We start from the raw sequence: 15,851 nt of genomic DNA, 5'->3' as shown, positions 1-15,851 counted from the left end.
CGTCTCGGCAACCATTGATAAGCTTGCCCGCAAGGTCCGCCGTGTCTTCGACTACCTGGGTATGACAGCGAACTCCAACCCCCGTGCTGCCCAAACAGCTCCCGTTGGCTAGAACGGATTTGCCGTGCCGGAGCCTTTGGAAGTGGTTGACCAAAGGGGCGGTTATTTAGTATTTTCGACGGTTTACCGCTGGGGCTTGGCGACTGGGCTCGTGACAACGCTCGCTCGGTCAAGCGGCTTCCATGATTTCCTGCGCCTGTCGGCGTGCGGTACCTTGTCAAGCCTTTCGCAGCCCCTCAGATACGGTCGCTGGGCCGGGCGTTGCGCGAGCCCCTGCTTGGCATATTTGACATCTCACCGGTCGCTGCGTCGGTGGCTGCGAGCGCGATCATGCGCATCCAGGCCGCCGAGTCGATCCGTACGGAGGACGCCTGCGTGCATTCTATTCTGGCCGATCGGCCTGCCCCCACAAAGACCGTTGAAACGGGCGTGCCTGACGGCGCTGGTGACAACGTCGCCACTGCGGCGCCCATGCTCAGCGGCGCTGAGATCACCATCCAGGCGCTGATCGACGAAGGGGTTGAATACGTCTTCGGTTATCCTGGCGGCGCTGTACTGCATATCTACGATGCGTTGTTTCAGCGTGGCGATGCGATCAAGCATGTCTTAGTGCGCCATGAGCAAGGAGCGACGCACGCGGCAGACGGCTACGCGCGCGCGACCGGTAAATGCGGCGTCTGCCTCGTGACCTCGGGGCCTGGAGCGACGAATGCGGTGACGGGCATCGCCACGGCGCATCTGGATTCGATCCCGATGGTGGTGATCACCGGGCAGGTGCCGACGCCGGTCATCGGTAGCGATGCCTTCCAGGAGGTCGATACCGTTGGTATCACGCGTCCCTGCGTGAAACACAATTTTCTGGTCAAGCGACTTGAGGATCTTGCCGAGACCATCCGCAAGGCCTTCTTCATTGCGCAGTCTGGCCGTCCCGGGCCGGTGGTCGTCGACATTCCAAAAGATGTCACTGATCCGAACATCAAGATTCCTTACGTCTATCCGCGCGACCTCAGCATCCGCTCCTACAATCCGGCGAAGCGGGGCCATCTCGGCCAGATTCGCAAGGCGGTCGAAGCCATGCTCGATGCCAAGCGGCCGATCTTCTACACCGGCGGCGGTGCGATCCTGGACGATGCCGCGGCACCGCTCACCGAATTGGTGCGCGCGCTCGGATTCCCGATCACCAGCACATTGATGGGGCTGGGCGCCTACCCGATGACCGACAAGCAGTTCGTCGGCATGCTCGGGATGCACGGCACCTATGAGGCCAATATGGCCATGCACGAGACCGATTGCCTGATCGCGATCGGCGCGCGCTTCGATGATCGCGTCACCGGTAAGATCGAACACTTCTGCCCGCATGCTGAGATCATCCATGTTGATGTCGACCCGTCCTCGATCTCGAAGAATGTGAAGGTGCAGGTGCCGATCGTTGGCCCGGTTGGCAGTGTCGTCACCGATATGCTCGGTGTCTTGCGCGAAAGCGGTGGACGGCCGGATCAGACCGCGCTCTCGGCCTGGTGGAAACAAATCGATGAGTGGCGCAGTATCGACTGCCTGCGCTACGACCGCTCAAGCCCGATGATCAAGCCGCAGTTTGCCGTCGAGACGCTCTACAAGGTGACCGATGGCGACCTGTTTCTGACCTCGGATGTCGGCCAGCATCAGATGTTCGCGGCCCAGTTCTATCCGTTCGACAAGCCGCGGCGTTGGATCAACTCGGGCGGACTCGGCACCATGGGCTTCGGCCTGCCGGCGGCCATGGGCGTACAGCTCGGTCATCCAGACGCGCAGGTGGCCTGTATCTCGGGCGAGGCCAGTATCCTGATGTGCATCCAGGAGATGGCGACCTGCAAGCAGTACAGTCTGCCGATCAAGGTCGTGCTGCTGAACAACGGCTACATGGGCATGGTGCGACAGTGGCAGGAGTTCTTCTACGAGAGCCGCTACGCACATTCCTATGTCGATGCCTTACCTGACTTCGTCGCCTTGGCGCAGAGCTTCGGCCATGTCGGCATGCGGGTTGAGAAGCCGGATCAACTCGAGGCGGCGATGCGCGAGGCCTTTGCGATGAAGGATCGGTTCGTGTTCCTCGATGTCATCGTCGATCCGTCCGAGAACGTCTATCCGATGATTTGTGCAGGCAAGGGCCATCACGAGATGGAACTGCCGCCGACCATGTCCGAGCGGGAGCTGGCCTAAGGCCTGAGAGCAGGTATGAGACACATCATTTCGATGCTGGTTGAGAACGAGTCGGGTGCGTTGTCGCGCATCGCTGGTCTGTTCTCGGCCCGCGGCTACAACATCGAATCCCTCACCGTCGCGGCGACCGATGAGCCCTCGCTCTCGCGCATGACCCTGGTGACGCGTGGCAATGACGATATCGTCGAGCAGATCAAGAAGCAGCTGAACAAGCTCATCGATGTCGTCAAGCTGCAAGACCTCTCCGAGGGCGAGCACATCGAGCGCGAGATGATGCTGATCAAGCTCAAGGCGGCAGGGCCAGACCGGGAGGAACTCAAGCGCCTGACCGAGATCTTCCGCGCCAAGATCATCGACGTCACCGAGGCAAGCTACATCGTCGAACTGACGGGGGCGTCGCGTAAGCTTGACGCCTTCATCGAGGCCGCGCCCGAGGGGCTGATTACCGAAGTCGTCCGCTCCGGGCCGACCGGTATCCTGCGGGGTGCCAAGGGCTTGACGCTCTGACAGCAATCCCAACAGGCGCATCAGGCACGACCCTGATGTCCCGCAACCGAGAAGCCACAGATGACGCAGAGTTGACCGAGTCGAAAGAGGGTCTTGGTTAGAGTCTCAAGGTCATTCTTCTCTGCGTTCATCTGCGAAATTTGCGGTTCAACAACGCTTTTCGGGCCCAAGGCCCATTGATTCAAAGGGGCTTACCGATCCAGGTGTCCTCAATCAACTTAGGAGCCATCATGGCCATCAATGTTTATTACGACAAAGACGCCGACCTTTCGCTAATTCAGGGCAAGCAGGTCGCGATCATCGGTTACGGCTCGCAAGGCCATGCCCACGCCAACAATCTCAAGGACTCTGGTGTCGATGTCGTTGTCGGCTTGCGCGCGGGGTCCAGCTCGGCCGCCAAGGCCGCGGACGCTGGGCTTGCGGTCAAGGACATTCCAGCAGCGGTCAGCGGTGCCGACGTGGTGATGATCCTGGCACCCGATGAGCACCAGGCCAAGCTCTATCGCGATCAGGTCGCACCGAACATCAAGCAGGGCGCGGCACTGGCCTTCGCGCATGGCTTCAATATCCACTTCGGCCAGATCGAGCCGCGCGCGGATCTGGACGTGATCATGATCGCGCCCAAGGGACCGGGTCATCTGGTGCGCTCCACCTACACCCAGGGCGGCGGCGTGCCGAGCTTGATCGCGGTGCATCAAGACGCCAGCGGTAAGGCGCGAGATATCGCGATGGCCTATGCCTCGGCCAACGGTGGCGGGCGCGCTGGCATCATCGAGACCAGCTTCCGCCAGGAGTGCGAGACCGATCTCTTTGGCGAGCAGGTGGTGCTCTGCGGCGGCCTCACCGCGCTGATCCAGATGGGTTTCGAGACCCTGGTCGAGGCCGGCTACGAGCCGGAGATGGCCTACTTCGAGTGTCTGCACGAGGTCAAGCTGATCGTCGACCTAATCTACGAGGGCGGCATCGCCAACATGCGCTACTCGATCAGCAACACCGCCGAATACGGCGACCTGACCCGCGGCCCGCGCATCATCACCGAGGAGACCCGCGAGGAGATGCGCAAGATCCTGCGCGAGATCCAGACCGGTCAGTTCGCCAAGGAGTTCACGCTCGAGAATCAGGCTGGCGCGCCGTCGATGAAGGCGATGCGCCGTCTCTCGCAGGAGCATCAGATCGAGCAGGTCGGCAGCCGTCTGCGCGAGATGATGCCCTGGATTCGCGAGAAGCAGTTGGTCGATAAGTCGCGGAACTAATCGCGACCCCCTGATCACAGACCCCGGTGCTGTAGCAGATTGTGCTGAGCGCCGGTGACAAAAAGGCCCCGGTTCGGGGCCTTTTTTCTGTTGGGCATCAAACCTACCGCAGCCTGCTAACGGATTTGTGACGGCTCATCGGTGCGCAGATAGGCCTCTTCTTCCGGCGTGAGATCGACCTCATCGAAGCCGGTGATCATCGGCATCACATGCTCGCGGAAGGAATGACCGGTGGTGAGCAGGTACACATGAATGAGCACGAAGGCGAGGATCGCGAAGGCGGCGGCGGTATGCACCAGCGCGATGTTCTCGAGCCAGACCGGGGCATTCGGCAGATTGCGCCAGGCGTAATAGGACAGATAAGCCAGGCCGCTGACCCAGATCGCGGGGAAGAGCACGATCTTCAGCACCAGATAGGCCAGGGCCTGCAGCGGATTGTGCTTACGCCAGTAGGCCTTGCGGTAAGGATGGCGCTCGCCCTTGAAGATGCCGTAGACGTAGAAGCGCAGCACACTCCAGAGGCCGCTGCCGGTCGGGATGAAGTGTCGCCAGGCGCCGGTGGTGAAGAGCCAGAACACGCTGAAGGCCCACAGCAGCAACAAGGCGAAGGCGGCCAGGGTATGCAGGGTCACCGCGTCCTCGAAGCTGAGCAGGCCATGGAAGCCGTGCAGCCCGAAGCCGCTGATCAGCAGCACCATGATCAGGGCCATCTGTGACCAGTGCCAGAAGCGTTCGAAGATGCTGAAGATCTTGACATGATGTAGGGCCATCAGTGTTGGTCTCCCTTCGGCGAGAAGATACGGATGCCACCGTGGATGAGGATGCCGCCGAAGATTCCAGCGACCAGGAGCGTGCCGAGGATATCGATCCAGCGGTTGCGGTCGCGGCCAGGTAGGTAGACGCCCTTGACCTCGGCGAGGCGGCTGTTCCTAGGCGTATGGCAGTCACCACAGGCTAGGGCCTGCTCCTTGGGTGCGACCATGTGCGTGATTGGCCACCAAGAGAGGGTCTCGATGAAGCCGTACTCGCCGGAGTAGTCGAGGCCGAAGTCGGCCATGCCCTTCTCGATCGCGGCGCCCATGTCGTAGTTGCCCCAGTAGGCGGCCTCGTCCTCGCCCCAGAGATGGGTGTAGACCAGGGTGCCATTGCCCTTGTCGTAGGGCTGCCAGGTGTGCATGCGCTTGAATGGCCAGATGCGTGAGCGCTCATCCCCGCGCGAGCCGCTGAAACCGTTGATCTCGATCGACTCGGCGTTCGGATCGAACCGGGTGTCGATGGTGGTGTAGCGCATCTGGCCATCGAACCAGGCGTACTCGGGGACGATGTTCTCGTCGTAGGTGAAGTTGCCCTTGATCGACTTATAGGTGTAGCGGTGGTCGCCGTTGCCCTGGATGTAGCCTTCCTCATGGTAGCCCTCGCCGTCGCGGGTCTTGCCGGCGGTGCGCCAATCCCAGTCGACCACGGTGGCCACCCCGCCACGCGCGAACTCAGGGATGTGGCAGGTCTGGCAGGCGATGCTCTGCACATGGTCATTGAGCTTGAAGGCGGCGATAGAGTCGACCGGGTGCGGCGCCAGCCCGTGGCAGGATTCACAGGTGGCGACATCGCTGCGCTGGCCGGGGAGCCCGGTGCCCTCGGTGTCCTTGGAGATGACGTTGTAGCGACTGCCGGCCCAGACGTGCTGGTTGGTGACATGGCAGGCGCTGCAGGCGAAGTTGAGTCCGTCGACGCCCATGTGCACGTCGAGGGTGCGGGGCGGTTTGATCAGCGCGGTCGAAAGATCGCCGTGTTTGACGTTGTCACCACCGCCGCCGTTGAAGTGACAGGTGCCGCAGTTGGCGCGCTGGGGTAGGTCGACGCTTTGCGCGGCGGCGACCAGGTCGAGCGGCGGCTTGCCCTCGAGCATCACCGAGCAGGCCGCATGGCCCTCGCTGTTCGGGGTCTTGTAGTAGGTGCCGGTGGTCTCGTGACAGACCAGGCAGTCGATCTTGGTCTCATCGGTGAAGTCGAAGGTTTCGTCCTTCCAGCCATAGCCGGCGTGGCACTGGGCGCACATGCCCTCGTTGCCACGCGAGTTGGTGCAGAAGTTATTGATCAGGTAGCGTTTGCCAAGCTGCTGACCGGTGTTCGGGTCAGTGTACGACCAGGTCCAATGGATGTTGCGCATGAAGTGCTCGCCGGTCTCGGTATGACAGCCGAGACAGGCCTGGGTCACCTCGGAGCCGTTGGCGAACGGTCCTTTCAGCTCCTTGAACTTGGTGTGATCGGCGGTACCGCCGCGTAATGGTCCGGAGATCTGTGGCCCTGAGGTCTCAGAGGCGGGTGGCGTTGGCCAGCCGCTGCGCTCGGCGCTGGCGTACTGGCCAACGAAGCTCAGCGTCAGGGCAAGCAGGCAGGTCGTGAGGAATCGGCCGAGCGTGCTGGCAGCGATGCGCCGATGCCGCATGGCCGCGCGTTCAGCGTGCCGCTGTCTGATGCAGGGTTCGCGCAAGCTGGGGAGACTGCGCATGGATTGCCCTCCGGTCGGTAATCGGTGCGAGTTCTAGAGGCATCATCGCCCCGAGTCTGAGCGATAAGACTGCGCCGAATGCGGCATTTCGTCCCTGATATGGCGCAAATCCCTGCGCTTGACCATCGTTATTATTGCCTTCGATCAATTTGTTAAAGGTGCCCCCATCAAAAAACCCGCCTTGCGGCGGGTTTGAGCCTAGCTCGCGCTGCGCGTTGCAGGGACGCAACAGGTGAGCACTCTGCGTCAGCTCACGTCGATCAACCGAGCTCGTCGGTGCCGATCTGCTTCATCAGGTTGAAGCTCTTGACGAAAGGCCCGGCCATACGCGGGTCTTTGATCATTGCCGAGTAGTCACCGGTCTTGAACTTGAGCTTACCGGTGGCGTAGGCGGTCCCCATGCCGACCATACCGATGCCTTTCTCGACCCATTTCAGCCAGTCTTTCATGTCGGCGCGCATGTCCCAATCGGGGCTCTCGCCTGACCAATCTCCAGCGCGTACACATATGCCGTTCTCGACTACGAAGACGCCTCGCGGGTCGGTCTCATCCTTGAATCCACAGGAGATAATGGAGTTGAAGCCGATCTCGGCGAGCTTGCCGCTGACCTCAGGATCGTTGTTCCATGCGTCTTTGAGATGGTTCATCCAGTCTGCGGAAAAGAGTTTGGCCATGATGAGTATCCTCCGTTATTCGGTGTCTGGGGCGGGGTTTTTTGGATGGTGAAGGTTACCGTAAAACAAGCGTTTCATCGTCCGCGGTGGCGATGTGCTATGTCCATTAGCCGAGCTTGTGGCGAGGTTCGCCTCGATTTCGGTGCTGCAGACGGAAACCTCGCCCGCCGGGATTCTACCAGCAAGCAGGCTCGGGTTGGGTTAATCCGTAAGGCTTGCGGCACCTTGGACAAACTGTGATCAACCGACGTCCAGTGTGATGCCGGCGGCGGCGAGACGCGCTCCCTCCTCCTCGAATTCCAGCCGTGTCAACGGGTGGTCATCAAGCCAATGCGTCGGAAAACGCAGTCGCAGGGTCTCGCCATCGGCCTCCAAATGGGGGTTCGGCTCGGCGCTGGCTGAGCGGCCGCGGTGCATCAGTACAGCCAGCCGCAGCAGGATCGTCAGTCGCCGGCCGCACTCGCGAACAGGGCGCGGCAAGGCCATGAAGATGTCGATCGGAAACTTGCGCCGATGGCCTAAGACCAAGGCCGCGAGCGCATCCTGCTCTTGGCGTGTGAAGCCCGAGAGATCAGCGTTGCGCAGCAAATAGGCGCCATGCTTCTGGTACTGGCTGTGCGAGACCGCGAGCCCAATCTCGTGCAACTCAGCGGCCCAGCCGAGCATCTTCGGATGATTGTCGTGGCTCAGCGCCCAGGACTCGCGCACTTGCGCGTAGAGCTCAAGGGCCGTGTCGCGGACCCGCCCGGCATGCTCAGGATCGGTATCGAAGCGGCGGCAGAGGGTCGCGACGGTGCGCTCGCGCACGTCCTCATGGTGAACGCGTCCCACCATCTCATAGATCAGCCCTTCGCGCAGCGCCTCGTCTGAGGCCCGCATCTTGTCGATCGCCAGGTTCTGAAACACCGCCCGTAGCACGGCGACACCGCCGGCAAAGACGGGTCGGCGTTCATCGCTCAGTCCCTTGAGTTCAAGTGCTGAGACCTTGCCACAGTCGATCATGGCCTCGCGCAGCTTGGCGAGTCCGTCGCCAGTGATGCCGTCATCGCTCCAGCCTTCGGCCGCCATCACCGCCGCGATGGCCTTGATGGTGCCTGAGCTTCCAGTCGCCGTAGTCCAGCCTGCTTGGCGAAACAGCTCGCGCACCGGGCGAATCTCCAGCGCGCAGGCCAGCTCGGCTCGATCCATCAGCTTGGCGCTGATCTTGTCGCCGGCGAAGTAGCGTCGCGAGATGCTGACACAGCCCATATGCAAGCTCTCGCGCAGCGTGGCGCTAAAACCCTGGCCGACGATCAGTTCGGTGCTGCCGCCGCCGATGTCGACTACCAGGCGTTTCTCGTCGCCGATGGCGAGTCCGTGCGCAACCCCTAAATAGACCAGGCGCGCCTCCTCACGTCCGGCAATGACCTCGATGGGGTGCTGAAGGACGGCTTCGGCGGCTTCCACGAAGTACGTTTCCGGGCGCAATTGTCGCAGGGTGTTGGTGCCGACGATGCGCACATTGTCCGGATCGACGCCGCGCAGGCGCTGACCGATACGCTCCAAGCAGGCCAGGGCGCGTTCGGCGACTTCGGGATCGAGGTACTTGTCTTCGGTCAGCCCCTCGCCGAGGCGCACCATCTCTTTGTAGCGATCGATGACCTGAAGGCTGCCGCCGTCGACGCGCGCGACCAGCAGATGGAACGAGTTCGAGCCCAGGTCCACGGCGGCAAAGCTGTCGGGTGGTGCTGAGGGCAGGTGCTCGGCGGCTGGGGCGACGGAAACGGCGGCGTCGGCCATGCGATCCTCGGTAGCGTTGGCGGCATCGGATACTGAGTATAGTCGCCTTTGGCGTCGGTAGGGGCGGGATGCTGGTGCGTCATGGCGCTGCGGGTCTGCGGGTCAGGGCGAACGACGCTCGCATCAAGGCGCTGGCTCGTCGCTGTGCGCTGAATCAGCAGGGAGTGCTGGCGGGCGACGCATCATGATCTCAATCGGCTCGGCCGAGCGCAGATGGATGTCGCGCTGCGGGAAGGCGATGCCGATTCTGGCCGCGCGGAACTTGTCGTCGATCGCCTGATGCAGCTCGGTCAGCACCAGCAGCCTGAACTCGAGGGTGTCGAGATAACAGCGCAGCACGAGGTTGAGCGCATTATCACCGAAGCCTTCAAAGGTGATCATGGGCGCTGGATCATCGAGGATCTTCGGATGCTCGGCGGCGACCTCGGTCAGCAGGGCAAGCGCCTTGCGTGTATCGCTGCCGTATTCGACGCCGACCGGAATCACCACCCGGTTCAGCTGATCGGTCAGGGTCCAGTTCAGCAAGCGCCCGGTAATGAACTCCTTATTGGGCACCAGCAGCTCCTGCTTATCCCAATTGCGGATGGTGGTGGCGCGGATCTGAATCCGGGTAACGGTGCCGGTGGTGTCGCCGATGGTCACCGTATCACCAACCCGCACCGGGCGCTCAAAGAGGATGATCAAGCCGCTGATGAAATTGGCTACGATCTCCTGCAGCCCGAAGCCGATACCGACGCTGAGCGCCGCCACCAGCCATTGCACTTGTGACCACTGCAGGCCGAGGGTGCTCACGATCAGCAGCAGACCCACCGCAGTAATCGTATAACGGGTCAAGGTGACCAGCGTATAGCGCCCGCTGGTGCTGACCTCGGTGTTCTTCAGCAGCAAGATTTCGAGCAGTGCCGGCAGGTTCTTAACTGCGATCAGCGCCGCTGTGGCGATCACCAGGATCAGTCCGAGATCAGCCAAGGTCACTGGCACCAGTTCCTTGGCGCCGTCAACCATGGCCGTATAGCTCCAGAGCGTGATCCCCTCGAACAGGTTCAGCGCGGGTAAGACATCCGACCAAATCACCCAAATGCCAACGGCCGCGATGATGGCGATGCTGCTGTTGAGCAGTTTCCGGGTCTGGCTATCGAGCGCGGCTAGGTCGACCGAGTCGTCCGTCAGCTCGACCCGCTGCGCGCCTTGTTGCAGCGCTTCACGCTGGGCCTCGCGCTGCGCGCGCCGCTCCAGCGCAGCCTCGAGCGCAAGGCCACGGCGGGTCAGGATCAGCCAGCGCACGATCAACTGATGCAGGACGACGAGTGCCAGGGCTAGCCAAAGCTGAGCGGCCACCGAAGCCAACAGGGTGCCCGCCGTGTAGACGTATCCGGCGAGCGCGAGGACGGCGAGTGCGCTTGGCATGAGCACCGAGAGCGGGTACCAGATGAACCGCAGCCGGTTGAGCAAGCCCTCTGGCTGCTCGGCAAGCAGCGCTTTGAAGACGCCGCGCTGCGGGTGGATCAGCCAGGCCGTGAGTGCCGCGAGTCCAAGGCAGAGCAGCACCAACGTGAGCCGGACCAGGGTGCCATCGAAGGCCGGATCTTGGGCGAAGGCAATGGTTTCAGCGGTGAAGCCGATCGGTAGCAGCAGCAGCGCGGCGATCTGGAATCCACGCCGCAGCTGGATGAGCGTCTCCGAGTCCCAGCGGAAGTGCCGTGCGGCGACGCCGCCGGGCATGCACAGCAGTCGAAATGCCCGCAGATAGTAGAACGGGAGCACGATCGCGAGCAGGCCGTTGCCAACGGCGAGGGTAAATGGATGCACCTGCGGGGCGATGCTCAGCTGCCATCCGAGCAGGGCACTGAGTAATGGCCAGGGCAACGCGACCAAGAGCGTCAGGCCGAGTGCGGAAACGGTGTAGATGAAGCGGTCGGTGCTGATGCGGCGCATCGGCTCGGCAGAGCTGCGAATTCGTCGACGTATCGATGGTCCGAGCACCAGTAGCCCAATGACAACCGCAACACCAAGCCAGAACAGGGCCGATGAAGCGGCGGTTTGGGCCAAGGTATCGACAACCTGTGCCCACTGCTCTGGGGCGGTCAACCACCAGACGGCTTTCGGTAGCGCCGCGAATGGCTGCTGCGTGATCGGGGTCGCGCTTCGCACCCACAGTAGGTTCTCGGCCAAGAAATCGCGGTATCGATTGACCAGATCGCTGTACTGGTCGGCAGTGAAGTCGAGGTCACCGAGCGCGCGTTGATAGCTTTCCTGCAGTCGCAACGCACGTTGCAACAGGTCACGCTGCCTCAGCAGTTGCTGCCTCAGCGGTGCCTCCAGCTGCGCTTGCTGCTCAGGTGTCAGGTCGCCGGCACCCTCCGGGGTTGCTTCGGCGAGCGCTTGAGCAACGGCAGTATCGATGTTCGCGAGCCCACGGAGCGCCTCGCTGAGGCGCAATTGGCTCAGCGTCAGCTCGGCGATTTTCTCGGCGCGGCGAGCGGCCTGTTCACGCAGGCTGCTCGCGTCCGGTAGATCGGTTCGCTCGTCGACCAGGATCTGCCCAACCGCTTGGCTCAGGCCCGCCGCACTGATGCGCGCTCGGGCGTCCTTGAGGTCTGTCTGGGTCTCGCGCAGCCGCTGCTCCAGCGCTGCCTGCTGCTCATCGAGCTGACTCAGCGCCTCAGTCACGGCGCTGATGGTGTTGCTGACCTCTCGGTTCTTCTCTGCGAGGTTGCGCAAAATCGGATCTGCATCGCCGAGCTCACGCGCAGCGGATTCGGTTTCTTGGCGTGCGCGCTCGGCCTCGATGGAGCGGAGTCGGTCTGCTTCATTCTCGAGATAGGCTCGACGCAGCCGCAGCCGCTGCAGTGCCGAGGTGCGTTGCTCGCGTTGGGCTTCGGCGAGCTGCCGGCGCGCGTCGGCGCTGAGGATCTGCTGGTCGAGCATCATCATCTCAGCGCGCAGTGCATCGCGCTCGGTCTCGAGATCCCAGAGGCGGGCTTGACGGGCCTCCTCGCTCTGCCCGTTGGGCTGGGGTCGCGTAATCTCCTCGTCGATCTGAGTCAGTTCCTGAGGCGCTTCGGTCAGGCGCCGGCGCACGTTATCGAGCTGTTCGGGTTGACCACTCAGGGTTTCGTTGAGCTTGCTCAATTGGGCTTCGATCGAGGCCGCTTCGGCCTGCTCGCGCGCCAGCCTTTGTTCGATCTCGGCGACGGTCACCGTTTCTGCAAGCTCAACCGGTGGGTCGCTCGGCGCCTTCAACGCGTCGAGCTCAGTGCGCAGCGCGGCCGCCTCGATCGGTGCCGTCTCCAGCGCCTCGAAGTAGCTCCTGGCTTGCGCTTGGAAACTGTTCAGCCGCTCCAAGTTGCTCAGCGTGCTGCGATAGTGCTCGGTGAGGTTTTTCTTGGCCTCTTCGGTCAGATCGGTGTTCTGCGCGAGCGCGTTGAGCTTGGCCTCGACCTGCTCGCGTGAGACCGTTGGCTGGACGCTCAGCGTGGCTCCTGGTTGCTGCTCGGCCTGAGCGCTGGCCGTTCCGATAGACAGCCCCGCGAGCTGAAGCAGTGCCGTGAGCAATAACAGCGCCGCGAGCCAACAGGCGGTCTTGGCCTGGCGAGGCGCGTGCCGATATCGAAGGCGTGATCGTTGGCTTGATCGTTGGCTTGATCGTTGGCTTGATCGTTGGCTTGATCGTTGGCGACGAACAGACGTCATAGGCTTACTTGAGCGTGCAATGGTCAGCGCTGCGCTAGGAGTGGCTTGATATAGATCTGCGAGTTACGTGCTTCGTTGTACTGACGCCGCCGCTCCTCGGGGAGATCTTCGATACTCCCTGGTAGAAAGCCGCGCTCGCGAAACCAGTGCGCCGTTTGAGTCGTGAGGACGAACAGCCGCTCGAGGCCATGCGCGCGCGCTTGAGCTTCCATGTGCGTGAGCAGCCGATCGCCACGGCCCCGGGCGCGATACGCCGGGTGCACGGCGACGCAGGCGAGTTCGCCGATCTGCGCATGCGGAAACTCGAGCAGCGAGGCGCAGGCGATGATGGTGCCGTCCATCTCGGTGACCTGAAAACGGTCGATCACCAGCTCCAGCTCTTCGGCCGAGCGAGGAACGAGGATGCCGGCGCGCTCCATGGGTTCCAGCAATCTGCGGATGCCGGGGATGTCGGTGCTCTGGGCGGCGCGCAGCCGTTCAAAAGGCTCGCCGGTCATCAGGGTGCCGGCGCCATCGCGTGTGAACAGCTCACGCAGCAGCGCCGAGGGGTCGTTGCGGCCAACCAGATGGACTCGTGCGACGCCGTGCTCACAGGCCTCGGCACCTGCTCGCAGCGCTTGCGCGAGGTCTTCGCCGAGCGTTTGGGTGTGGGGTTGCGCTTGGGCCTGTGTTTGGGTCTGGGCCAGCAGGGCCGCGACCTCAGCCCCGAGTAGGTGAGAGCGTATCTTGCGCGCTTGTGTTGTGGGGTCGTGCGCTTGAGTTGCAGATTCATCTGGGGTTGCGGCGGTAGGTCCGTCTACGAGCCCGTCACCTTCGACCAAGAAGATGAGCTTGTCGGCCTCGAGCGCGATCGCGACCGCGCGAGCGACGTCGGCGGCGGTGAGATTGAAGACCTCGCCGGTCGGCGAATAGCCGATCGGAGGGATGAGCGCGACCGCGCCCTGATCAAGCCGCTGGGTCAGCGACACACGGTCGATACGGCGCACTGCACCGGTGTGCTGATAGTCGACGCCGTTGAGCACCCCGATCGGTCGCGCAAAGACAAAGTTGCCCGAGGCCACCGGGATGCGGACCCCGGCCATCGGCGAGTTGGCGAGGCCAAAGGAGAGTAGGGCCTCGATCTCGACCCGCGCGGCGCCTGTCGCCTCCTTGACACAGGTGAGGGCGGCATCATCGGTGACGCGCAGCCCGTCGATGTACTGAAACGCGGTGCCGCGCTCCGCCAGACGGCGCTCGATCTGCGGTCGCGCGCCATGGACCAACACCAGCCGGATGCCCAGCCCATGCAATAGCGCGATGTCGTGCACCAGCTCCGGCAGGCGTGCGTCATCCAGCGCCTCACCGCCAAATGCGATGACGAAGGTGCGACCGCGATGGGCATGGATGTAAGGCGTACAGTGACGAAACCAGTCGAGAAAAGGGTCTCCGGTGTTTCGTTCAGGCGGGGCCTTGGGGCTCGCGCCTGATGCGCTGAAGCGGTCTGAGCTGAGGCTGGATGAGCTGGAACCAGCCGAGCTGGAACCAGCCGAGCGGAGATTGCTGGCCGGAGCCAGTTCTACCGCTGATCCAGGTGTCTGAGAAGCCATCACGATTCGATATCCTACCGGACTTGTTTTAACGTGAATCTCGCGCCATTCATCCACCGAGGTGGGCGGCGCCATGCGCCTAAGGTTGACCGTCTCAAGAAAGTCCCAGCTTGTTCAGCCGGTAGCGCAGCGAGCGCGTCGTCATGCCCAGTTGCTTGGCTACCGCGGTGCGATTCCAGTGCGTCGCGTCCAATGTCTCTAGAATCGCGCGACGCTCGATCTCATCGAGCTGATCGCCGAGCGGCTGCCGATCGATCTCCTCTGCTTGCACCGCCTTGGTTCGCGCCTGGATGGGGCGATCCGCCGGCAGGTACAGATCCTCGGGTTCCAGTTTGATGTCGTCGGCCAACGCTGTTGCGCGCTCGAGCAGATTTTGCAGCTCCCGCACGTTGCCTGGGAACGAATGCGCCGTGAGTCTGTTCAGGGCGGCGTCACTCAGCTGCCTTTTTGGTGTTGTGCTGGTCTCGGCGATCTGGCTGAGGATGTGATCAGCGAGCGGCGGAATATCCTCCGGGCGGCTGCGCAGCGGTGGCATCAGCAACTCGATGACATCGATGCGGTAGTAGAGGTCGCGGCGAAAGTTGCCGCGCTCGACCTCGTCATCGAGATTGCGGTGGCTGGCGCTGATGATGCGCACGTCGACCTCGATCTCGGTCTCGCTGCCGACGGGCCGGACGCTCTTTTGTTGGATCGCGCGCAGCAGCTTGACCTGCATCGGCAGCGGCAGATCGGCGATCTCGTCGAGGAACAGTGTGCCCCCCTGGGCGGCTTGGAACAGCCCGGCCTGATCGCTGACGGCACCGGTGAAACTGCCCTTACGATGACCGAATAGCTCAGTCTCCATCAGATCTGCAGGAATGGCACCGCAGTTGACCGGCACGAATGGATACTCGCGCCGCGGGCCTTGGAGATGGATCAGCCTGGCCGCGAGTTCCTTGCCGGTGCCACTCTCGCCGGTGATGAAGACCGGTGCCTGGTTGCGCGCCAGCTTGGCGATCAGCGCTCGGGTCTCGCGAATCGCCGCGGAGTCTCCGATCAGCGTTTGGCTCTGCTTGTCAGGTGTCGCCGAGGACGCTGGTGCGCCCAGCTTCAGCGCGGCCCCGATCAGGTTGCGCAAGACCTGCAGGTCGACCGGCTTGGAGACGAAGTCGAAAGCCCCAGCTTTCATCGCCGCGACGGCGGAATCCATGCTGCCGTAGGCGGTGAGCATGGCCACCGGCAGGTTCGGGTACTGTTTGGTGATGAGTCGCACCAGGTCGATGCCATTGCCGTCCGGTAGGCGCATGTCGGTCAGACAAAGGTCGAAGGCTTGCTGTTCCAGGTGGTGGTGGGCCTCGGCGAGGGTTTGCGCGCGCTGGGTGCCGACACCCATGCGCGCGCAGGTGATGGTCACCAGCTCGAGGATGTCTGGCTCGTCGTCGACGATGAGGAGATGCGCCTTGCTCATGACCTTAGGCGATTGCCGGAAAAGCTCGTATCGAATTGCGCAGTATCGAATTGCGCAGGATGTTCGTTTGCCTTCAAACAGCGTCATCGGCGGCAGCAATGGCGGGACTCGGTGACCGGTGACGCGACGCAGAAGGCGAGCGAA

The 15,851-nt window shown here is 62.7% G+C and carries 10 protein-coding genes; 3 read left to right on the top strand and 7 right to left on the bottom strand.

Going from position 1 to position 15,851, the window contains the following annotated elements; genetic code table 11:
* Positions 1 to 531: 531 nt before the first annotated feature.
* The 3 genes from ilvB to ilvC all read left to right on the top strand — a co-directional run bounded on the left by ilvB (position 532) and on the right by ilvC (position 4,019).
* Positions 532 to 2,259: a biosynthetic-type acetolactate synthase large subunit gene (gene ilvB / locus CCR96_RS23535; RefSeq protein WP_201224430.1), complete on the top strand. Its 1,728-nt coding sequence runs from the start codon at positions 532 to 534 to the stop codon at positions 2,257 to 2,259.
* A gap of 15 nt (positions 2,260 to 2,274) precedes the next feature.
* Positions 2,275 to 2,766 (top strand): acetolactate synthase small subunit, encoded by a 492-nt coding sequence (ilvN, locus tag CCR96_RS23530; protein WP_200238974.1) that lies wholly within the window; start codon positions 2,275 to 2,277, stop codon positions 2,764 to 2,766.
* A 236-nt stretch (positions 2,767 to 3,002) separates the two neighbouring features.
* Positions 3,003 to 4,019, top strand: a complete 1,017-nt coding sequence (gene ilvC / locus CCR96_RS23525) for a ketol-acid reductoisomerase (protein ID WP_201224428.1) — start codon at positions 3,003 to 3,005, stop codon at positions 4,017 to 4,019.
* A 116-nt stretch (positions 4,020 to 4,135) separates the two neighbouring features.
* Here the strand turns inward: ilvC and CCR96_RS23520 are convergent, their stop codons facing one another.
* The 7 genes from CCR96_RS23520 to CCR96_RS23490 all read right to left on the bottom strand — a co-directional run bounded on the left by CCR96_RS23520 (position 4,136) and on the right by CCR96_RS23490 (position 15,707).
* Positions 4,136 to 4,789 carry a cytochrome b/b6 domain-containing protein gene (locus CCR96_RS23520; protein WP_201224420.1) on the bottom strand — a complete coding sequence of 218 codons (654 nt, stop codon included), beginning with the start codon at positions 4,787 to 4,789 and terminating at the stop codon, positions 4,136 to 4,138.
* On the bottom strand, positions 4,789 to 6,465 hold the full coding sequence (locus tag CCR96_RS23515; RefSeq protein ID WP_201224426.1) for a tetrathionate reductase family octaheme c-type cytochrome: 1,677 nt from the start codon (positions 6,463 to 6,465) through the stop codon (positions 4,789 to 4,791). Before CCR96_RS23515 ends, CCR96_RS23520 begins: the two co-directional genes overlap by 1 nt.
* Before the next feature lie 323 nt (positions 6,466 to 6,788).
* Complete coding sequence (locus tag CCR96_RS23510; protein ID WP_201224418.1) at positions 6,789 to 7,202, bottom strand: SCP2 sterol-binding domain-containing protein; 414 nt, start codon at positions 7,200 to 7,202, stop codon at positions 6,789 to 6,791.
* A gap of 240 nt (positions 7,203 to 7,442) precedes the next feature.
* Positions 7,443 to 8,981, bottom strand: a complete 1,539-nt coding sequence (gene ppx, locus CCR96_RS23505) for an exopolyphosphatase (RefSeq protein WP_201224416.1) — start codon at positions 8,979 to 8,981, stop codon at positions 7,443 to 7,445.
* Positions 8,982 to 9,104: 123 nt separating this feature from the next.
* A complete protein-coding gene (locus CCR96_RS23500) occupies positions 9,105 to 12,536 on the bottom strand; it encodes a mechanosensitive ion channel domain-containing protein (RefSeq protein WP_201224414.1) in 3,432 nt (1,143 codons plus the stop codon).
* Positions 12,537 to 12,697: 161 nt separating this feature from the next.
* A complete protein-coding gene (gene argA / locus CCR96_RS23495; RefSeq protein WP_201224412.1) occupies positions 12,698 to 14,260 on the bottom strand; it encodes an amino-acid N-acetyltransferase in 1,563 nt (520 codons plus the stop codon).
* A gap of 94 nt (positions 14,261 to 14,354) precedes the next feature.
* Positions 14,355 to 15,707 (bottom strand): sigma-54-dependent transcriptional regulator, encoded by a 1,353-nt coding sequence (locus tag CCR96_RS23490; protein ID WP_201224410.1) that lies wholly within the window; start codon positions 15,705 to 15,707, stop codon positions 14,355 to 14,357.
* Positions 15,708 to 15,851: the final 144 nt, after the last annotated feature.

This window comes from Halochromatium roseum (assembly GCF_016653315.1).
Taxonomy (GTDB): domain Bacteria; phylum Pseudomonadota; class Gammaproteobacteria; order Chromatiales; family Chromatiaceae; genus Lamprobacter; species Lamprobacter roseus.
This window is presented reverse-complemented; position numbering and strand designations above follow the sequence as displayed.